Below are 17,505 nucleotides of genomic sequence, written 5' to 3'. Positions count from 1 at the left end.
CGCAGTCTACCCGATCAGCCCTCGCGCAGCAGGCGCAGCGGGCTGACGTTCAGCGCGCGCCGCGTTCCCAGTAGTCCCGCGCCACCGACCAGGATTGCGCCGAGCGCCGGCAGTACCAGCAACCAGGGGTGCGGGCTCCACGGCAGGTCGAAGACCAGCCGATAGAGCAGGTAGCTGATCAGCTCGCAGCCCAGCGCCGCCAGCAGGCCGCTGACGGCGCCAAGCAAAGCGAACTCGCTACGCCGCGTACGCATCAGCAACCGACGTTCTGCGCCGAGTGCGCGCAGCAGGGCTCCCTGGCGCAGGCGTTCGTCGAGGGTCGCCTGGAGGCCGGCGAACAGCACCACGAAGCCCGCGGCGAGGACAAATACCAGCACGTATTCCACGGCCAGTGTCACCTGGTCGAGGATGCTGCGCAGCTGTGCGAGCAATGCGTCTACGGGGAGCAGGGTGACGGTGGGGTAGGCGCGGGCCAGTTCGATCAGTTGGCGCTCCTGGCTGGCGGGCAGGTAGAAGCTGGTCAGGTAGGTCACCGGCAGGTCGGTGAGGGTGCCGGGCTCGAAGACCATGAAGAAGTTGGGCTGGAAGTTGTCCCACTTCACCGAGCGCAGGCTGCGGATCTGCGCTTCGCGGGTCTGGCCGGCGACGGTGAAACTCAGGTGGTCGCCGACTTTCAGGCCGAGGTTGCCGGCGAGCTTTTCCTCCACCGAGACGCCCGGCAGCTCGCTCTTTTCGCCAGCGGTCCACCAGTCGCCGGCGACGATCTGGTTACCCGAGGGCAGGCGCGCGGACCAGGTCAGGCCTAGGTCGCGCTGCAGGGCGCGCTCGCTGCGGATGTCCTCGTTCATCGCATGGACCGGCTTGCCGTTCACCGCCACCAGACGGCCGGGCACCATCGGGTAGAGGTCTTCGGCGTTGGGCGAGATCGCTTTGATCCGTTGCTCGAAGCCTTCTTTTTCAGCAGGCAGGATATTCAGCGCGAAATGGTTCGGCGCATTGGGCGGAAGCTGCGAATGCCAGGTGTCCAGCAGCTCGCCGCGCAGCAGGGCGATCAGCGCCATGGCCAGCAGGATGAGGCCGAAGGCAAGGCTCTGTCCGGCCGCAGCCAGGGGATAGCGCAGCAATTGGCCGAGGCCGAGTCGCCAGGGCAGGCTGGCCCCTTGCAGGGCGCGACGCAGTCCGCGCAACGCGAGCAGCAGGATAAAGCCGAGGATCACCGCGGCGATGGCACCGCCACCGAGCAGGGCGAGGGTGAGTTTCAGGTCGAGGCTCAGCCGCCACATGATCAGGCCCAGGGCAAGCAGCGCACAGCCGTAGGCGGCCCAGGTACGCATCGGCACCGGCAGCAGGTCGCTGCGCAGCACGCGCAACGGCGGCACGCGGCCAAGCGCTGCGAGCGGCGGCAGGGCGAAGCCGGCAAGGGCGACCAGCCCGGTAGCCATGCCGGCGAGTGCCGGAACGACACCGGCGTCGGGGATTTCCGGCGGTAGCAGGTTGCCAAGCAGATGCATCAACCCGAGCTGCGCCAGCCAGCCGAGAATTGCGCCACAGACACTGGCGACCACGCCCAGCACGAACAGCTGGCTGCCATACAGCAGCAAGGCTTCGCGGCGCGACAGGCCGAGGCAGCGCAGCAGGGCGCTGGCGTCGAAGCGGCGGGTGGCGAAGCGGTTGGCCGATAGCGCCACGGCCACGCCGGCGAGCAGCACGGCAGCCAGGCTGGCGAGGTTCAGGTAACGCTCGGCGCGGCCCAGGGCGTCGCCGATCTGCCGGTTGCCGTGGCGCGCATCCTGCAATTCCTGGTTGGCGGCGAGGGTGCCCTGGGTAGTCTGGCGATAGGTTTGCAGCGCTTCGTGCGGGCCGCCCCAAAGATCGCGGTAGCGAACCCGGCTGCCGGGCTGCACCACACCGGTGGCGTCCAGGTCCTGCAGGCTCATCATCACGCGCGGGGTAAGGCTGTAGAAGTCTCCGGCACGGTCCGGTTCGTAGGTCAGCACGCGGGCGATGCGCAGGGGCTTGCGGCCGATGTCGACGCTGTCGCCGATCTTCAGATCGAGACTCGCCAGCAGGCGTGATTCGACCCAGATTTCTCCGGGCGCGGGACGGCCGCCTTCGACTTCCGGTTGCAGGGGCGCGGGGGCGCTTTTCAGTTCGCCGCGCAAGGGATAGCTGTCGCCGACGGCCTTCACGCTGCTCAGCTGGATGCCGTTGTCGGTCGCCACCACGCTGGAGAACTCGACGCTCTGCGCGTGCTGAAGGCCGAGCTTGAGGCCGCTGTCGATCTGTTCCTGGCGCGCTGGCTGGGTGCCGGTGAGCACCAGATCGGCCCCGAGGAATTCCGATGCACGCACCAGCATCGCGCCGTTTAGGCGCGCGCTGAAATAGCCGATGGCGGAGCTGGCCGCCACTGCCACCAGCAGGGCGAAGAACAGCACGCGCAGTTCGCCGCTGCGCCCTTCGCGCCACAGCTGGCGCAGGGACAGGCGAAACAGGTTGGGCAGCGACAGTGGCTTCATCGGCTCTCGTCCGTCAGGGTTCGACGTGGTCGATCAGGTGGCCGCTTTCCAGCCGGATATGGCGTTGGCAGCGGTGCGCGAGGCGTTCGTCGTGGGTCACCAGGACGAGGGTGGTGCCGCGCTCGCGGTTCAGCTCGAAGAGCAGGTCGCTGATGCGCTCGCCGGTATGGGTATCGAGGTTGCCGGTGGGCTCGTCGGCGAACAGCACATCGGGCTCGGCGGCAAAGGCGCGGGCTATGGCGACGCGCTGCTGTTCGCCACCGGAGAGCTGGCGGGGGTAGTGGGTCAGGCGCTGGCCGAGGCCGACCCGTTCGAGCAGCTCGCGGGCGCGCTGCTCGGCGTCCTTCCGGCCATCGAGCTCCAGCGGCAGCATGACGTTCTCCAGCGCATTGAGGCTGTCGAGCAACTGGAAGGACTGGAAGACGAAGCCGACGTGGGCGGCTCGTACCCGCGCGCGCTGGTCTTCATCGAGGCTGCCCAGGGTGTGGCCGAGCAGGACGATCTCGCCGCCGCTGGGCAGGTCCAGCCCCGCGAGCAGGCCGAGGAGGGTGGACTTGCCCGAGCCGGAGCTGCCAACGATGGCGAGGCTGTCGCCGCGGGCGAGGTCGAGGGAGAGGTCGTGGAGGATGGTCAGCTTGCCTTCCGCGCTGGAGACAACCTTGCTAAGGTTCCGCGCGGTAAGAATGCGTTCGCTCATGGAGATTCCGATGCGTGCATGGCTAATGGGCGGCTGCCTGGCGTTGCTTCTGATCACGCAGCAGGCCGCGGCGCAGACGCTGTTGGTCGTCGGCGATAGTATCAGCGCCGGTTTGGGGCTGGATACCAGCCTGGGCTGGGTCAGCCTGCTGGACAAGCGCCTCAAGGAGCAGGGTTTCGACTACAACGTGGTCAATGCGTCGATCTCCGGCGACACCACGGCGGGTGGCCTCGCGCGCCTGCCGGCGCTGCTTTCGGAGCAGAAGCCGAAGTTGGTGGTGATCGAGCTGGGCGGTAACGACGGCTTGCGCGGAATGGCACCGGCGCAATTGCAACAGAATCTTGCCTCCATGGTGGATCAGTCGCGCCAGGCGGGCGCCAAGGTCATCCTGCTGGGCATGCGCCTGCCGCCCAACTACGGGCAGCGTTATACCGATGCCTTCGCGAAGGTTTTCGACAGCGTGGCGAGCGAACAGAAGATTCCCCTGGTACCGTTTTTCCTGGAAGGAGTAGGGGGCGTGCAGGACATGATGCAGGCCGACGGCATCCATCCGGCGGTGGCGGCGCAGCCTAAACTGCTCGACAACGTGTGGCCGACGCTCAAGCCGCTGCTTTGATAAACCACGGAATCGAGGCTTCCCCGCGACCGGCCTTTCGGCTATGTTTGCGCACCCTTCTGGAACCCCCTATGCCGCGCCCCGCCTGGACTCTCTTCGCCTATCAGTTGATCGAACCCGATGAGCAACTGGATCTGTTCGCCTGCCGCGAGGTCCGCGTGCATCTCGTTGCGCGCCAATTGGAGCTGGGTACCCCGGCCGATCGCACGCTGTGCGGTAGCCTTCTGCCGGCGCAGCCGCTCTGGCGCGGGGCTGAGCGGCCGCTGTTGCGCGATCGGCGTATCTGCAGTGCCTGCTTGAAACAACTGGAAGAGGAAAAGCACGGCGCGCGGGGCTCCTGGCTCGTCTGATATCTCCCAGTGACGCGGTCGGCAATGTTAAACTGTTCGCCCTTTGCCCATTGCCCTCGTCAAGGATCCTCGGATGTTGTCGCGCGTCATTGCCGCCTGCTCGCTGTCCCTCGCCGCGCTGCTCTCGGCCGGCCCCGTCTCCGCCATTGAATTGCCGCTGCCGCCGCCGGGTGACGATATCGTCGGCCAGGTACAGGTGATCAAGGCCAAGTACGAAGACACCTTCGCCGACCTCGGCGAGAAATACGGCCTCGGCTACTCCGAGATGATCGCCGCCAACCCGGGTGTCGACGCCTGGTTGCCGGGCGTGGGTACCGAGATCATCATTCCGACCCGCTTCGTGCTGCCGGCAGGCCCGCGCGATGGCGTGGTGATCAACCTCGCCGAATACCGCCTCTACTACTTCCCCAAGGGCAAGAACGTGGTCTACACGTACGCTCTGGGCATCGGCCGTGAAGGCTGGGGCTCGCCGGTCGGCAGCACCAGCGTGATCGCCAAGACCAAGGACCCGGCCTGGTATCCGCCAGCGTCGATCCGCGCCGAGCACGCCGCCGATGGCGACCCGCTCCCGTCCGTGGTGCCGCCGGGTCCGGATAACCCGCTGGGTCCGTACAAGATGAGCCTGGGCTTCCATGGCTACCTGATCCATGGTTCGAACAAGAAGTTCGGCATCGGCACCCGTACCAGCCATGGTTGCTTCCGCATGTACAACTGGGACGTCACCCAGCTGTTCTCGATGATTCCAGTGGGCACTCCGGTGCGCATCATCAACGAGCCGTACAAGTTCGGTCGCAGCGAGGGCAAGATCTACCTGGAAGCCCATGCGCCGATCGACGACAACGGTGATCCGTCGGTAGTCGACAAGCACACCGCGGTGATCAACGCGCTGCTCAAGCGTGAAGATATCGCCAGCCAGATGCAGATGGACTGGAACGTGGTGCGTGAAGTGGTCGCCGCCGAAGATGGCCTGCCGGTTGCCATCGCACAGCCGCAGCAAGTTCAGGGCGCGCCGGTTGCCGCTACTGTCGACCAGGACGCCATGCCGCTGCAGTAACTCGCGGCGCGCTGCCAAAGAGCCCGCCGACCTTCAGGGTCGAGCGGGCTTTTTGTTGCCCGCGACTTTCTTGCGGGCATAAAAAAACCGACCCCTAAGGGTCGGTTTTTCGAACAGATCCGAAGATCTATTACTTGCGGCTGGCTTTGTCCAGCATACGCAGGGCGCGCTCGTTAGCCTCGTCAGCGGTCTGCTGGGCTTTCTGAGCGGCGGCCAGAGCTTCGTCAGCCTTGCGATAAGCTTCATCGGCACGGGCTTGAGCGCGAGCAGCGGCGTCTTCAGTAGCGGTCAGACGTGCTTCGGTTTCTTTCGAGTGGCTGCTGCAACCGGTGGCCAGAACAGCAGCCAGAGCCAGAGCAGAGAATTTCAGAACGTTGTTCATCGTGTTCCCCTTAAGGTGGACATTTCCATTAAAAGCAATCTCCCATGACTGGGAAATTAGCCGGACTACATAGTACCCATTACTTGTAGTAAGTAAACTGACCAAGCGCAAGTACGGCACTTTTTTTTCATGTTAGGGGGACTCTTCGCAGTTGTCCGAGGCCGATTTGGGCAAAAACTGTCCAATCTGGCAAAGGCGTGTTTCCAACGGGTGTCAGGCCGGCCTGTGGCTGCTTTCCGATCTTCGGAACCAAGCTGTCAGATGACTGTCGACAATGGTCGAACAACTGTTTAATCGCCGTTGTGCATTTGTCCAACTGACAACTTGCAAGTAGGCGCTAACAGGTGAAGAAAGTGTGAAGGACGAAAACGAAAAAGCCCGGCTAATTGCTTAGCCGGGCTTTTTCATGATCTGGCGGTGAGGGAGGGATTCGAACCCTCGATACGATTTCTCGTATACACACTTTCCAGGCGTGCTCCTTCAACCGCTCGGACACCTCACCAGATTTCTCGACAGCGCTGTGTCTGTCGAGGCGCGCACTTTACTCAAAGGTTTCCTGGTTGGCAAATGTTTTTTGAAAGTTTTTCCCAACGGATTCATCGGCTTAAGGAGCAAAGGCGGATCGCGGGTACACTGGCGCCCTCTGATACGTGGGAAAGCGCATGGCGAGCTGGGACATCTTCTGCAGCGTGGTCGACAATTATGGCGATATCGGCGTCACTTGGCGCCTGGCGCGCCAACTGGCGGCCGAGCATCGGCAGGAAGTGCGACTCTGGGTGGATGATCTGGCCGCGTTCGTTCGCCTCTGCCCGTCGGCGGACCCGCACGCCCAGTTGCAGCGGTGGGCTGGAGTGGAGGTTCGACTCTGGACCGCGGATTGGTCCGGGCCCGCGGAAGCCGACATCGTGATCGAAGCCTTCGCCTGCACATTGCCGGCCGCCTATATAGAGGCAATGGCCCGGCGCGAAAGCGCGCCGCTTTGGCTCAATCTGGAATACCTCAGCGCCGAGCCATGGGTCGAGTCCTGTCACGGCCTGCCCTCGATGCAGGCTGGCGGATTGCAGAAATACTTCTACTTTCCTGGCTTCACGCCAGCGACCGGTGGGCTGTTGTGCGAAGCCGAGCTGATCCGCCAGCGCGACGCGTTCCAGGGCGATCCCGCGGCGAGTGCGCGGTTCCTGGAAGGCCTCGGTGTACGCCTGCTGGGCAACGAGCGGCGAATTTCCCTGTTCGCCTACGAGAATGCCGCGCTTTCCGGCTGGCTGGATGCGCTGGCGGCCGGTGCAACGCCAACGCTGCTGCTGGTTCCAGAGGGGCGGGTGCTGGCGGATGTCGAGGCCTGGGCCGGGAGGAAGCTGGAGACGGGGGATGAATACCGGCGAGAGGCGCTGCGCATCCAGGTATTGCCGTTCGTGCGCCAGGAAGACTATGACCTGTTGCTGTGGAGCTGCGATCTCAATGCGATACGCGGCGAAGACTCCTTCGTTCGCGCCCAGTGGGCAGGACGGCCCTTCGTTTGGCATATCTACCAGCAGGAAGCGGATGCGCACCTGGAGAAGCTGGAAGCGTTCCTGGCACTGTTCGGTGAGGGTATGGACGATGCACTGCGTGTACCGCTACGCGACTTCTGGCTGGCCTGGAATGGCAGCGGGGATGCAGGGGAAGGGTGGCGCAGGCTGGAAGGACAACTGCCGCAGTGGTCGCAGTGGATTGGCAATTGGCAGCGGCGTTTGACCGAACAAACCGATCTTGCTTCGGGGCTGGTGCGTTTTTATACAAATTGGCTATGATATGGCCCCTGTTTTTTGTCTCCAATCCAATCGGATAATCGTATGAAAACCGCACAAGAGTTCCGCGCCGGTCAGGTTGCCAACATCAACGGCGCCCCCTGGGTGATCCAGAAGGCCGAGTTCAACAAATCCGGCCGTAACTCCGCGGTCGTCAAAATGAAGCTGAAGAACCTGCTGACCGGTGCTGGCACCGAGACCGTGTTCAAGGCCGACGACAAGCTGGAACCGATCATCCTCGATCGCAAGGAAGTGACCTACTCCTACTTCGCGGACCCGCTGTATGTCTTCATGGACACCGAGTTCAACCAGTACGAGATCGAGAAAGGCGACCTGGAAGGCGTGCTGACCTTCATCGAAGACGGCATGACCGACGTCTGCGAAGCGGTCTTCTACAACGAGAAAGTGATCTCCGTCGAACTGCCGACCACCATCGTTCGCGAAATCGTCTACACCGAGCCGGCTGTCCGTGGTGACACCTCCGGTAAAGTGATGAAGACCGCTCGCCTGAAGAACGGTGCTGAAGTCCAGGTTTCCGCCTTCTGCGAAATCGGCGACTCGATCGAAATCGATACCCGCACTGGCGAGTACAAGTCCCGCGTCAAGGCCTGAGCCTGATTCGCGACACAGAAAAAGCCCGGCATTCGCCGGGCTTTTTCGTTTCTGCCGTTTAACCGTTTCAGACGCTGACGTTCAGGCGCACGTCGATGTTGCCGCGGGTGGCGTTGGAGTACGGGCAGACCTGGTGGGCCTTGGCGACCAGCTCTTCGGCCTCGGCCTGGTCCAGGCCCGGCAGGTTGATGTTCAGTTCCACTTCCAGGCCGAAGCCGCCGGGGATCTGGCCGATGCCGACCTTGCCGGTGATCGAGGCGTCCGCGGGGATCTGCTTCTTGCTCTGGCTGGCGACGAACTTGATGGCGCCGATGAAACAGGCCGAATAGCCGGCAGCGAACAGTTGCTCCGGGTTGGTGGCTTCGCCGCCCTGGCCGCCCAGTTCACGCGGGGTAGTCAGTTTCACGTCGAGGATGCCGTCCGAGGAAACGGCACGGCCGTCACGGCCTCCAGTGGCGGTAGCGGTGGCGGTGTAGAGGGCTTTGATGGCTTGCATGGCGGTGTCTCCGATTGTCTGGGTGGTTAATATCTTGTGCACTAAGCAGTGCGTGAGGTGAAAGTTAGTTCTATTTAATTTAGTGCGCAAGATAATTATTGGAAGATTTCTGACTAAACGCGCTGCCAAATCGGCATAAGCCCCGGATTATGGGGCTTGCAGGTGTTTACGCAGCTCCACGAGCTCCTGCTGGAGTGCCAGGAGGCCTTCCAACGTTAGACCGCTGGTGGCGAGGATGCAGGCTGGAATGCGCTCCGCTTGTCGGCGCAGCTCGCGGCCCTTGTCCGTCAGGCGCAATTGCACGACACGCTCGTCCGCCTGGCTGCGGGTGCGGGTGATCAGGCCTTCGGCTTCCAGGCGCTTGAGCAGGGGAGTGAGAGAGCCCGGATCGGTCAGCATGCGCGAGCTGATCTCGCCCACGGTGATGCCGTCTTCCTCCCAGAGCACCATCATGGCGATGTACTGGGGGTAGGTGAGGCCCAGTTCCTGCAGTAGCGGCTTGTAGACCTTGGTCATCTGCAGGGAGGTGGAGTAGAGGGCGAAGCACAGCTGGTTGTCGAGCTTGAGCGCTTCGCAGGTCAGATCTGGCTGGTTCATCGCGTCCTCCAGAGAGTAGAGCCCAGAAATCAGGGGCCAGGATGAGCGCCTGGGTAAATAGATGATCGCACAGTAATTTAGCGCGATGGTTAATTCTTGAACAGTTGTTCCGCCAGCGCGGCATCCCACGGTGGTGGAAAACCGAAGCGCTCCAGCAGAAAGGCCAGCAGACGTTCGCTGCGGGGATGGGTGCCACGCTCCAGGCGCAAGGCGTGAATGGTGCCTGGTTCCGGCTCCGGTAAGCCGCCTTCGCAGAACAACGGCAGCAGTTGCCCGGCCAGCAGATACTCGCTGCACAGCCAGGTCGGCAGGTGCGCCAGGCCCAGCCCCTGCAATGCGCCTTCGACGAGGGTTTCCGCATTGTTGGCAGTCATGCGCAACCGCCGTGGGCGAAGGTGCTGAAGTTTCCCGTCGATGAGGAAGCGCCACGCCAGCGGCGGCGCCAGACCTTCCCAGTCGAGGCCGATGTGGTCGGGCAATTCCAGCGGCGTGGACGGTACGCCGTGGCTGCTCAGGTAGGCGGGGCTGGCGCAGACGATCCGCCGCATGGGGGCCAGGCGTGTCGCCACCAGCCGGCTGTCGGGCAACGTGCCGATGCGCAGGACCAGATCTACCTGCCCGAGGTTTTCCCCACGCGTGTCGGTGAAGCTGTCGATCAAGCGCAACTGAACGTCCAGGCCGGGATTGTCGGTGAGGAAATCGGACAGCGCCGGGGCGAGGTGGCGGCGACCGAAGGGAACTGGTGCATCGATGCGGATCAACCCTTCCGGCGCGGTACTCAGGGAGACCGCTTCGGCGCGGGCCTGGCGCAACTCGCTGACGATGCGCCGGGCGCGTTCGGCGAAGGCCAGTCCGGCTGGGGTGGCGCGCACGATATGGGTACTGCGCACCAGCAGCGTCGATGCAAGTCCCTGTTCCAGCGCATCCATGCGCCGGGCCACGGCGGAGGGCGTGAGCTGGCGCAGCCGCGCGGCTGCCGAGAAGCTGCCGTTGTCGAGCACGTCCAGGTAAAGATCCAGTTGATCTTCAAGGGTTGAGGGATTCACGTTGGGACTTGCCTGCGTCTTTGCGAAAGTGGCAAAGCCATTGTGCTGTGCTTTGCGTTTCCCATCCAGCCGGGGTTTTCTAGGATGGCCCTCTGTGTGGGGAGGCGTGCATGTGGGATCTGGTTGTGGATTTTCTTCTGGGTATCGCGCTCGGCAGTCTTGGCGGACTCTTCGGTATCGGCGGTGGCCTGCTGGCGATTCCGGCGCTGGGTGTGCTGTTCGGGCTCGACCAGCAGTTGGCGCAGGGCACCGCGCTGGTGATGGTCGTGCCGAACGTGTTGCTGGCGCTATGGCGCTATCACCAGCGCAACCGAATCGATGCCGCCCAGGCCGCGGTACTGGCGGTAACCGGCCTGGTATGCGCCTTCTTCGCTTCCAGCCTTGCGGTCAACCTCGATGCCGAGCGTATGCGCACGGCGTTCGTCATCTTCCTCGTGGTACTGGCGCTGTATCTCTTGGCGCGCCTTTTCCAGCGTGCGCCACACGGCGGGAGTACCCCGCGCTTCGGCTTGCCCTGGATGGGCGTGCTGGGCCTTGGCGCCGGCTCGCTGGGCGGGCTGTTTGGCGTGGGTGGCGGGGTGCTGGCGACGCCGGTACTGACCTCTGTTTTCGGCCTTACCCAGGTGATCGCGCAGGGTTTGGCGCTGGCCCTGGCGGCGCCAAGCACGGGTGTGGCGTTGGCGACCTACGCCGTGCATGGACATGTGGACTGGCGCATGGGCGCCGCGCTGGCCGTGGGCGGCCTGGTGAGCATTTCCTGGGGCGTGCGTCTGGCCCATGCGCTACCCGAGCGACAGCTGCGCATGGCGTTCAGTGGCTTCCTGGTGCTCTGCGCGGTGCTGCTGGCGGTGCGTTGAGTCGCCTCAGGTTTTGAAGCCTTCGACGATGTACTCCGCCAGCTTGTCGGTCACCGGCGTGATCTTCTGGCCGCGTAACAGCACGATGCTCGCATTGGGCAGGACCGGCAGGCCTTCATCCTCGCCGATGATGCGCAGGTTGCCGGTGAGCAGGCTGCGCAGTTGGGCGGTTACCGCCAGCCCAGCGCTGGCCACCGCGAAGAGTGCCGACAGGCTCGGGCTGCTATAGGCGATGCGGTAGTCGACATTCATCGCTTCGAGCGCATTGCAGGCCCAGGCACGACAGAAGCACGAGGTGTTGAACATCGCCAGCGGCAGCGGGCGCTGGTCTTGCGGGCAGAAGCTTTCGGCGGCCATCCAGACGAAGGATTCCTGGCGAAGCAACTGACCGATCTCGGTACCCGGCTCGCGGGTGACGATGGACAGGTCCAGGTCGTTGCGCATCAGCAGTTGCGCGGACGAATCGCAGTGCACTTCCACTTGCACCAGTGGGTAGGCCTCGGCGAAGCGCGACAGGATGCTGGGCAGAAATCGCATCACGTAGTCGTCCGGCGTGCCGATCTTCACCGAGCCGACCATGTGCGGCTGGCGGAAGGTGTTGAACACTTCGCCTTGCAAACGCAGGATGCGCCGCGCGTAGCCGAGCAGGATCTGTCCTTCCGGCGTCAGGCGTACCTGGCGGCCGTCGCGCTCGAACAGGCTGCGCTCCAGCACATCCTCTTCCAGGCGTTTCATCTGCATGCTCACCGCCGACTGGGTGCGGTTGACCATCTCGGCGGCGCGGGTGAAGCCGCCATGGTCGGCGATGGCGACGAAGGTGCGCAGCAGTTCGCTGTCGATGCTGGGGAAGCTGCTCATTCATCAATCTCCGAGATGGGTCGCATAAGAATGATTCGTTGGATTGATCTTAGCGCGAGCGAGAAACTGCATCCAACCCCACTGGGAGGGAAGCAAGATGAAAGGTCAAATCGGTTTCGTCGCAACGTCCTACCGTTTCCACAAAGCCCCGGTCGCGCCGCTGTGGAAACGCATCCTGAAACGTGCCCTGCGTTGGCACGAACTGGCCCGCCAGCGCCGTGAACTGGCGTCCATGAGCGATGAGGCGCTCAAGGACATCGGCTTGAGTCGCGCCGATATCCAGCAGGAAGTCGAGCGCCCGTTCTGGATGGACTATATCCGCCGTTGAGCCCGCCGGGCGGCACGCCCCTCGCCGTGCCGCCCGTGCTTCCACCGTTCACTCACCGAACCACAAGCCATGACAAGGATGCCCGTGCCCCATCGTTATCACCTCGCTCAGGTCAACATCGCCAGGGCCCGCGCCCCGCTGGATCATCCCCTGATGAAGGGCTTCGTCGACCAGCTCGATCACATCAATGCCCTTGCCGAGCGCAGCCCCGGATTCGTCTGGCGCCTGCAGACGGAGGAGGGCGATGCCACGTCTATTCGCGTCTTCGACGATCCGCTGATCATCGTCAACCTGTCCGTCTGGGAATCGGTGGAAGCGCTCAAGGACTACGTCTATGGCGGCGAGCACTTGCAGGTGCTGCGCAGCAAGCGCGACTGGATGGAGCGCCTGCCCGCACCCAGCCTGGCGCTCTGGTGGCTGCCCGAGGGCGAGCTGCCCGATGTGCAGATGGCCCGCGAGCGTCTGGATTGTCTGCGGCAAGAAGGCCCCTCGCCGAAGGTCTTCACCTTCGCCCGGCCATTCCCGGTGCCCGGATCGGTCGCCGAGCCGGCCTGATGCAGCCAGCCACGGCAATAGGCGTTAGGCTCTAGGGCTTGCCCAGTCCTGGAGTCCACGATGCCGACTGTCGAATCCTTGTCCCTCAAGCAAGCCCGCCGCCTCGCCCTGGCCGCCCAGGGCTTCACCCTGCGCCGCCCGAACGGCGACGTGCAACGCCGCCATGTACGCGGGTTGCTGGAGCGACTGGGGGTGCTGCAGATCGACTCGGTGAATGCGCTGGTCCGCTCGCACTACCTGCCGCTGTTCTCGCGCCTGGGCAACTATTCGCCGACCTTGCTGGAGGAGGCCGCCTGGAGCGCCGGGCGGCATCGCCGTCTGTTCGAATACTGGGGGCATGAAGCATCGCTATTGCCGTTGGAGTTGTACCCGCTGATGCGTTGGCGCATGCGCCGGGCTGCCGAGGGGCGTGGCATCTACCAGCAGCTCGCGCGTTTCGGCCGCGAGCGACAGGATGTGATCCAGCGCGTGCTGGGCGCCGTGCGTGAACAGGGTGCCCTGGGGGCCGGCAGCCTGAATACGTGCGAAGAACGGGCCGGTCCCTGGTGGGATTGGAGCGACGAGAAGCATGCGCTGGAGTGGTTGTTCGCTGCTGGCGAGGTAACGGTTGCGGGCCGGCGTGGTTTCGAGCGCCTGTACGACCTGCCGGAGCGCGTGCTGCCTTCGGCCGTGATCGATCAGTCGGAGCTGGATGAGGCTGAGGCGCAGCGTCGATTGATCCTGCATTCCGCGCAGGCCCTGGGTGTGGCCACCGAGAAGGACCTGCGTGACTACTTCCGCCTGGACCCGGCCGACAGCAAGGTCCGGCTGGCGGAGCTGGTCGAGGAGGGCGCGTTATTGAGCGTGCAGGTGCAGGGCTGGCAGGCGCCGGCCTACTGCCTGGGTGACTCGGTCATTCCGCGAAAGGTGCGCGCCAGTGCCTTGCTGTCGCCCTTCGATTCGCTGGTGTGGGAGCGCGCGCGAACCGAGCGACTTTTCGATTTCCGCTATCGGCTAGAGATCTATACGCCGCAACACAAGCGCATCTATGGCTACTACGTGCTGCCATTCCTGTTCGATGAGCGTCTGGCGGCGCGAGTCGATCTGCGTGCCGAGCGCGCGGCCGGGCAATTGGTCGTGCACGCGGTCCACGAAGAGGCGAAGGGCCCTGGCGAGGAGGGCTGGGTGGCGCTCGCACAGCAGTTGCGCGAGATGGCGGGCTGGCTCGGCTTGGAGCGGGTGGCGGTGAATTGCCGGCGACCGTCCGGCGTGCGTCTGCAGGTGTTGCTGGCCGGGGGCTGAAACAAAGCGAGCCTCGCAAGGAGGCTCGCTTGCTGTCTCACTGGTTGCTGGCGATGCGCTGGCGGATGTGGTCCGCACGGTCTTTCGAGCCCGGGTGATCGCTGAACATGCTGCTTTTTCCGCCATCCAGCTTGGTCAGCTTGTCGAAAGCACTGGCCAGGCCATCCAGCTTGATCCCGCGTTGCTTGAGCAGGTCGAACGAGAAGTCGTCGGCTTGGGATTCCTGCGACTGGGAGAACTGGGCGTTGACCAGCGCCTCACCGATTTCGCCCAGTTGGGATTGCGACAGGGCGGCGACGGCGCCGTTGGATGCAGCGGACGCGGCAGTGTGGGCGGCAGCCGTGGCGTAGGCGATCTGGGTGGCCTTCTTGATATGGCCGAGGGCGACGTGGCCCATCTCGTGGCCCAGCACGCCTTCCACCTCGTTGTCGGTCATCATGTCCATCAGCCCGCTGTAGACGCGTACGCAACCATTGGCCATGGCGAAGGCGTTGATGTCCGAGGTGATGTACACCTTGTAGTTCAGCGGCGTGCCATCGACCTGGCTGCCAAGGGCGCGGGCGATGTTGTTCAGGCGCTTGGTGTAGGCGCTGGATGCCGGCGCGATCTTCGACTCCGAGTCGACCTTGGCGCAGGCTTCATCCGCTACCTGCTTGACCTCGGCATCGCTGAGCGTCGCGGCTTTCACGGCCATCATGCCGGACTGGACGAGGCCGTCGGTGGACATGTTCTGGCAGCCGGCGAGGAGAAGGGTTGCGCTGGCCAGCGCGGTGAGAATGGAGAACTGGGCCTTCATGGGGAACTTCCTTGATGAGATTGACCATTGCCTGTGCGCCATGGCACGGGAGACGCCCACTGTCGGTGGGTGGGCGCGAGAGGGTCAATGCAAGGAAGGTGGTTGCGGAAAGGTCCTGGCGTATTTGCTGAATTTCCCGCGCAGTACGCGGGAAGTATCTCAGCGACGTACCTGTTTCAGCGTTTCCGCGATCAGGAAAGCCAGCTCCAGCGACTGGTCTGCGTTCAGGCGCGGGTCGCAATGGGTGTGGTAGCGGTCGCTCAGGCCCGCCTCGGTGATCGGCCGCGCACCGCCGATGCACTCGGTGACGTTCTGCCCGGTCATCTCGATGTGGATGCCGCCGGCGTAGCTGCCCTCCGCCTGGTGCACCTCGAAGAACTGCCGGACCTCGGCGAGGATGCGTGCGAAGTCGCGGGTCTTGTAGCCGCTGGAAGCCTTGATGGTGTTGCCGTGCATGGGGTCGGAGCTCCACAGCACCTGCTTGCCTTCGCGCTGCACGGTCTGGATCAGTCGCGGCAGACCGTCACCGACCTTGTCGGCGCCCATGCGCACGATGAGGTTGAGGCGGCCGGGATCGTTGTCCGGGTTGAGGATGTCGATCAGGCGGATCAGCTCCTCGCTGTCCATGCTCGGGCCGACCTTCACGCCGATGGGGTTGCCGACGCCGCGGAGCATTTCCACATGCGCGCCATCGAGTTGGCGGGTGCGGTCGCCGATCCACAGCATGTGCGCGGAGCAGTCGTACCAGCCGCCGGTGAGGCTGTCGCGGCGGATGAAGGCTTCCTCGTAGTTCAGCAGCAGTGCTTCGTGGGCCGTGAAGAAGCTGGTTTCGCGCAATTGCGGGGCGGTATCCAGGCCGCAGGCGCGCATGAAGGCGAGGGTTTCGTCGATGCGGTCGGCGAGCTGCTGGTAGCGTTCGGACAGCGCCGAGTTGGCGATGAAGTCCAGGTTCCACTGGTGCACCTGGTGCAGGTCGGCGAAGCCACCGTTGGCGAAGGCGCGCAGCAGGTTCAGTGAGGCGGTGGACTGGTGGTAGGCCTGCAGCAGGCGCTCCGGGTCCGGCACGCGGCTCTTTTCGTCGAAGCCGATGCCGTTGACGATGTCGCCGCGGTAGGCGGGGAGGGTCACACCGTCGATGGTCTCATCGCCGGAAGAGCGCGGCTTGGCGAATTGTCCGGCCATGCGCCCGACTTTTACCACCGGGCAGCCGGCGGCGAAGGTCATCACCACGGCCATCTGCAGCAGCACCTTGAAGGTGTCGCGGATCTTCGCCGCGGAGAACTCGGCGAAGCTCTCGGCGCAGTCGCCGCCCTGCAGCAGGAAGGCGCGGCCAGAGGTGACCTCGGCGAACTGCCGGCGCAGTTCGCGGGCCTCGCCAGCGAACACCAGTGGCGGGAAGCTGGCGAGTGTGCGCTCGACTTCGCTCACGCGGTTGGCGTCGGGGTAGGCGGGCTGTTGCTGGATCGGCTTGCTTCTCCAGCTATCGGGACTCCAGGGCAGGCTCATCGTGGGCTCTTCGCGGCGGTGGCGGTAATCGGCCCATGGTATCAGCTCGGCATTTGGCCCGCGCGAGGTCGCCGCGTCGGTTCGAACTGGAAAGAAGGGACATCCTTGTCCTGGGGAACACTGGTGGGCGATCAGCCGCCCGCGCAGCGCGCGGATGCGCACTGATGCAGGGATACCGACGAAAGATAGTGACGGTTGGCGGACTCGCTAAGGGCGCTACGCTGGCGCATGCTCGACTGTGCCTCTTGGGCTGTTATTCTTGCGGCTTTGCCGACCGGGCGGTCGTGGTTGGCCGTCTTGATTCAAAGGATTATTGCGTGTGCCAGCCCCTGTATTTCAATGGCAATCCGTGCCGTTCGCCACGCCTGGCGGAGCGCTTTGTCATGCTTGCCCTTCACCGGAGTGAGCCATGAACGAGGAGTTGCTCAGCGAGGAACTGCTGATCGTCGAAGAGCGCGATGATTTCGGGGTGATCCGCGTTGTCGAAAGCGGCGCCTTCCGTTATCTGGAATTCGGCGACGAAGTGGAGCAGAGCTGCGTGTTGATGGAGGACCCGAGCTGGCTGGAGTACGACTACTCGCGCGCCATGCTGCTGGGCGCGCTGTGCCATCCGCGCCCGCGCCGTGCGCTGTTCCTCGGCTTCGGCGCCGGCAGCCTGACCCAGGCCTGCCTGAAGTACCTGCCGCTGGACGAAGTGGAAGCCATCGAGCTGCGCCCATCCATTCCGCGCCTGGCCCGCGAGCATCTTGGCCTGGTGGAGGACGAGCGGCTGAATCTGCGCATCGGCGATGCCGTGCGAGAACTGGCGGATTGCGAGCCGGCGGACCTGATCTTCCTCGATCTCTATACCGATACCGGGCCTGCGCCGGCGCACATCGGCTGGGATTTTCTCGGTGCCTGCCGCGAGCGGCTGCGACCGGGCGGCTGGCTGGTGATCAACCAGTGGAGTACCGACGATGGCCGGCCGCTGGGCGCCGCGCTGCTACGCGGACGCTTCAACCGCCACTACTGGGAATGCCCGGTGCCCGAAGGCAACGTGATCGTCTTCGTGCCGGCCGAGCTGGACCAGGAGCTGAACCTGCGTGGCCTGAAGAAGCGCGTCGGCAATATCGAGCCACAGCTCGGCTATTCGCTGCGCACCTACATCGAATCGCTGCGCCCGGCGCAGTGA

At 64.2% G+C, this 17,505-nt stretch carries 19 protein-coding genes and 1 tRNA gene; 10 read left to right on the top strand and 10 right to left on the bottom strand.

What is annotated here, in order from left to right; genetic code table 11:
* Nucleotides 1-14: 14 nt before the first annotated feature.
* Together JVX91_RS23450 and JVX91_RS23445 are read right to left on the bottom strand one after the other, a co-directional pair.
* Nucleotides 15-2,516 (bottom strand): ABC transporter permease, encoded by a 2,502-nt coding sequence (locus JVX91_RS23450; RefSeq protein WP_205336492.1) that lies wholly within the window; start codon nt 2,514-2,516, stop codon nt 15-17.
* Between the two features lie 13 nt (nt 2,517-2,529).
* On the bottom strand, nt 2,530-3,213 hold the full coding sequence (locus JVX91_RS23445) for an ABC transporter ATP-binding protein (protein WP_205336491.1): 684 nt from the start codon (nt 3,211-3,213) through the stop codon (nt 2,530-2,532).
* Nucleotides 3,214-3,223: 10 nt separating this feature from the next.
* Between JVX91_RS23445 and JVX91_RS23440 the strand changes: the two genes are divergently transcribed.
* From JVX91_RS23440 to JVX91_RS23430, 3 genes are all read left to right on the top strand, one after another.
* Nucleotides 3,224-3,829, top strand: coding sequence for an arylesterase (locus tag JVX91_RS23440; protein WP_205336490.1), 606 nt, complete (start codon nt 3,224-3,226; stop codon nt 3,827-3,829).
* A gap of 71 nt (nt 3,830-3,900) precedes the next feature.
* Nucleotides 3,901-4,179 carry a hypothetical protein gene (locus JVX91_RS23435; RefSeq protein ID WP_205336489.1) on the top strand — a complete coding sequence of 93 codons (279 nt, stop codon included), beginning with the start codon at nt 3,901-3,903 and terminating at the stop codon, nt 4,177-4,179.
* A gap of 73 nt (nt 4,180-4,252) precedes the next feature.
* Nucleotides 4,253-5,233: a L,D-transpeptidase family protein gene (locus JVX91_RS23430; protein WP_205336488.1), complete on the top strand. Its 981-nt coding sequence runs from the start codon at nt 4,253-4,255 to the stop codon at nt 5,231-5,233.
* A gap of 130 nt (nt 5,234-5,363) precedes the next feature.
* Here the strand turns inward: JVX91_RS23430 and oprI are convergent, their stop codons facing one another.
* Both oprI and JVX91_RS23420 read right to left on the bottom strand, forming a co-directional pair.
* Nucleotides 5,364-5,615: an outer membrane lipoprotei OprI gene (gene oprI, locus JVX91_RS23425; RefSeq protein WP_017517003.1), complete on the bottom strand. Its 252-nt coding sequence runs from the start codon at nt 5,613-5,615 to the stop codon at nt 5,364-5,366.
* 412 nt (nt 5,616-6,027) lie between these two features.
* Nucleotides 6,028-6,117: transfer RNA gene (locus JVX91_RS23420), tRNA-Ser, on the bottom strand.
* 160 nt (nt 6,118-6,277) lie between these two features.
* Between JVX91_RS23420 and earP the strand changes: the two genes are divergently transcribed.
* Together earP and efp are read left to right on the top strand one after the other, a co-directional pair.
* Entirely contained in the window at nt 6,278-7,405 is a 1,128-nt protein-coding gene (gene earP, locus JVX91_RS23415) for an elongation factor P maturation arginine rhamnosyltransferase EarP (RefSeq protein WP_205336487.1), read from the top strand.
* 42 nt (nt 7,406-7,447) lie between these two features.
* Nucleotides 7,448-8,014, top strand: a complete 567-nt coding sequence (gene efp / locus JVX91_RS23410; RefSeq protein ID WP_045211459.1) for an elongation factor P — start codon at nt 7,448-7,450, stop codon at nt 8,012-8,014.
* A 67-nt stretch (nt 8,015-8,081) separates the two neighbouring features.
* Here the strand turns inward: efp and JVX91_RS23405 are convergent, their stop codons facing one another.
* From JVX91_RS23405 to JVX91_RS23395, 3 genes are all read right to left on the bottom strand, one after another.
* Nucleotides 8,082-8,510 carry an organic hydroperoxide resistance protein gene (locus tag JVX91_RS23405; RefSeq protein ID WP_205336486.1) on the bottom strand — a complete coding sequence of 143 codons (429 nt, stop codon included), beginning with the start codon at nt 8,508-8,510 and terminating at the stop codon, nt 8,082-8,084.
* 147 nt (nt 8,511-8,657) lie between these two features.
* Nucleotides 8,658-9,107 (bottom strand): MarR family transcriptional regulator, encoded by a 450-nt coding sequence (locus tag JVX91_RS23400; protein ID WP_205336485.1) that lies wholly within the window; start codon nt 9,105-9,107, stop codon nt 8,658-8,660.
* 89 nt (nt 9,108-9,196) lie between these two features.
* Nucleotides 9,197-10,153 (bottom strand): LysR family transcriptional regulator, encoded by a 957-nt coding sequence (locus JVX91_RS23395; RefSeq protein ID WP_205336484.1) that lies wholly within the window; start codon nt 10,151-10,153, stop codon nt 9,197-9,199.
* A gap of 110 nt (nt 10,154-10,263) precedes the next feature.
* On the opposite strand from JVX91_RS23395, the gene JVX91_RS23390 reads away from it, so the two are divergent.
* Nucleotides 10,264-11,010, top strand: a complete 747-nt coding sequence (locus JVX91_RS23390) for a sulfite exporter TauE/SafE family protein (RefSeq protein WP_205336483.1) — start codon at nt 10,264-10,266, stop codon at nt 11,008-11,010.
* A 6-nt stretch (nt 11,011-11,016) separates the two neighbouring features.
* Here the strand turns inward: JVX91_RS23390 and JVX91_RS23385 are convergent, their stop codons facing one another.
* On the bottom strand, nt 11,017-11,868 hold the full coding sequence (locus tag JVX91_RS23385) for a LysR family transcriptional regulator (protein ID WP_205336482.1): 852 nt from the start codon (nt 11,866-11,868) through the stop codon (nt 11,017-11,019).
* Between the two features lie 97 nt (nt 11,869-11,965).
* On the opposite strand from JVX91_RS23385, the gene JVX91_RS23380 reads away from it, so the two are divergent.
* The 3 genes from JVX91_RS23380 (at nt 11,966) to JVX91_RS23370 (ending at nt 14,032) form a co-directional block, all read left to right on the top strand.
* Entirely contained in the window at nt 11,966-12,196 is a 231-nt protein-coding gene (locus tag JVX91_RS23380; protein WP_205336481.1) for a DUF1127 domain-containing protein, read from the top strand.
* A 78-nt stretch (nt 12,197-12,274) separates the two neighbouring features.
* Nucleotides 12,275-12,751 (top strand): DUF3291 domain-containing protein, encoded by a 477-nt coding sequence (locus tag JVX91_RS23375; RefSeq protein WP_345890298.1) that lies wholly within the window; start codon nt 12,275-12,277, stop codon nt 12,749-12,751.
* A 60-nt stretch (nt 12,752-12,811) separates the two neighbouring features.
* Nucleotides 12,812-14,032 carry a winged helix-turn-helix domain-containing protein gene (locus tag JVX91_RS23370; protein ID WP_205336479.1) on the top strand — a complete coding sequence of 407 codons (1,221 nt, stop codon included), beginning with the start codon at nt 12,812-12,814 and terminating at the stop codon, nt 14,030-14,032.
* A 37-nt stretch (nt 14,033-14,069) separates the two neighbouring features.
* Here the strand turns inward: JVX91_RS23370 and JVX91_RS23365 are convergent, their stop codons facing one another.
* Nucleotides 14,070-14,828, bottom strand: a complete 759-nt coding sequence (locus tag JVX91_RS23365; RefSeq protein ID WP_205336478.1) for a M48 family metallopeptidase — start codon at nt 14,826-14,828, stop codon at nt 14,070-14,072.
* 159 nt (nt 14,829-14,987) lie between these two features.
* Nucleotides 14,988-16,334 carry a 3-deoxy-7-phosphoheptulonate synthase class II gene (locus JVX91_RS23360; protein ID WP_205336477.1) on the bottom strand — a complete coding sequence of 449 codons (1,347 nt, stop codon included), beginning with the start codon at nt 16,332-16,334 and terminating at the stop codon, nt 14,988-14,990.
* 409 nt (nt 16,335-16,743) lie between these two features.
* Here JVX91_RS23360 and JVX91_RS23355 point away from each other — a divergent pair, with 409 nt between their 5' ends.
* Nucleotides 16,744-17,505, top strand: a complete 762-nt coding sequence (locus JVX91_RS23355; protein ID WP_205336476.1) for a spermidine synthase — start codon at nt 16,744-16,746, stop codon at nt 17,503-17,505.

Origin of the sequence: Pseudomonas sp. PDNC002 (genome assembly GCF_016919445.1) — a bacterium.
Lineage (GTDB): Bacteria > Pseudomonadota > Gammaproteobacteria > Pseudomonadales > Pseudomonadaceae > Pseudomonas.
This window is presented reverse-complemented; position numbering and strand designations above follow the sequence as displayed.

What these genes read in the sequence shown, in the direction of transcription:
- JVX91_RS23450 (WP_205336492.1), bottom strand. Translation starts at nt 2,516, where the DNA reads ATGAAGCCACTGTCGCTGCCCAACCTGTTTCGCCTGTCCCTGCGCCAG.
- JVX91_RS23445 (WP_205336491.1), bottom strand. Translation starts at nt 3,213, where the DNA reads ATGAGCGAACGCATTCTTACCGCGCGGAACCTTAGCAAGGTTGTCTCC.
- JVX91_RS23440 (WP_205336490.1), top strand. Translation starts at nt 3,224, where the DNA reads ATGCGTGCATGGCTAATGGGCGGCTGCCTGGCGTTGCTTCTGATCACG.
- JVX91_RS23435 (WP_205336489.1), top strand. Translation starts at nt 3,901, where the DNA reads ATGCCGCGCCCCGCCTGGACTCTCTTCGCCTATCAGTTGATCGAACCC.
- JVX91_RS23430 (WP_205336488.1), top strand. Translation starts at nt 4,253, where the DNA reads ATGTTGTCGCGCGTCATTGCCGCCTGCTCGCTGTCCCTCGCCGCGCTG.
- oprI (WP_017517003.1), bottom strand. Translation starts at nt 5,615, where the DNA reads ATGAACAACGTTCTGAAATTCTCTGCTCTGGCTCTGGCTGCTGTTCTG.
- earP (WP_205336487.1), top strand. Translation starts at nt 6,278, where the DNA reads ATGGCGAGCTGGGACATCTTCTGCAGCGTGGTCGACAATTATGGCGAT.
- efp (WP_045211459.1), top strand. Translation starts at nt 7,448, where the DNA reads ATGAAAACCGCACAAGAGTTCCGCGCCGGTCAGGTTGCCAACATCAAC.
- JVX91_RS23405 (WP_205336486.1), bottom strand. Translation starts at nt 8,510, where the DNA reads ATGCAAGCCATCAAAGCCCTCTACACCGCCACCGCTACCGCCACTGGA.
- JVX91_RS23400 (WP_205336485.1), bottom strand. Translation starts at nt 9,107, where the DNA reads ATGAACCAGCCAGATCTGACCTGCGAAGCGCTCAAGCTCGACAACCAG.
- JVX91_RS23390 (WP_205336483.1), top strand. Translation starts at nt 10,264, where the DNA reads ATGTGGGATCTGGTTGTGGATTTTCTTCTGGGTATCGCGCTCGGCAGT.
- JVX91_RS23385 (WP_205336482.1), bottom strand. Translation starts at nt 11,868, where the DNA reads ATGAGCAGCTTCCCCAGCATCGACAGCGAACTGCTGCGCACCTTCGTC.
- JVX91_RS23380 (WP_205336481.1), top strand. Translation starts at nt 11,966, where the DNA reads ATGAAAGGTCAAATCGGTTTCGTCGCAACGTCCTACCGTTTCCACAAA.
- JVX91_RS23375 (WP_345890298.1), top strand. Translation starts at nt 12,275, where the DNA reads ATGCCCGTGCCCCATCGTTATCACCTCGCTCAGGTCAACATCGCCAGG.
- JVX91_RS23370 (WP_205336479.1), top strand. Translation starts at nt 12,812, where the DNA reads ATGCCGACTGTCGAATCCTTGTCCCTCAAGCAAGCCCGCCGCCTCGCC.
- JVX91_RS23365 (WP_205336478.1), bottom strand. Translation starts at nt 14,828, where the DNA reads ATGAAGGCCCAGTTCTCCATTCTCACCGCGCTGGCCAGCGCAACCCTT.
- JVX91_RS23360 (WP_205336477.1), bottom strand. Translation starts at nt 16,334, where the DNA reads ATGAGCCTGCCCTGGAGTCCCGATAGCTGGAGAAGCAAGCCGATCCAG.
- JVX91_RS23355 (WP_205336476.1), top strand. Translation starts at nt 16,744, where the DNA reads ATGAACGAGGAGTTGCTCAGCGAGGAACTGCTGATCGTCGAAGAGCGC.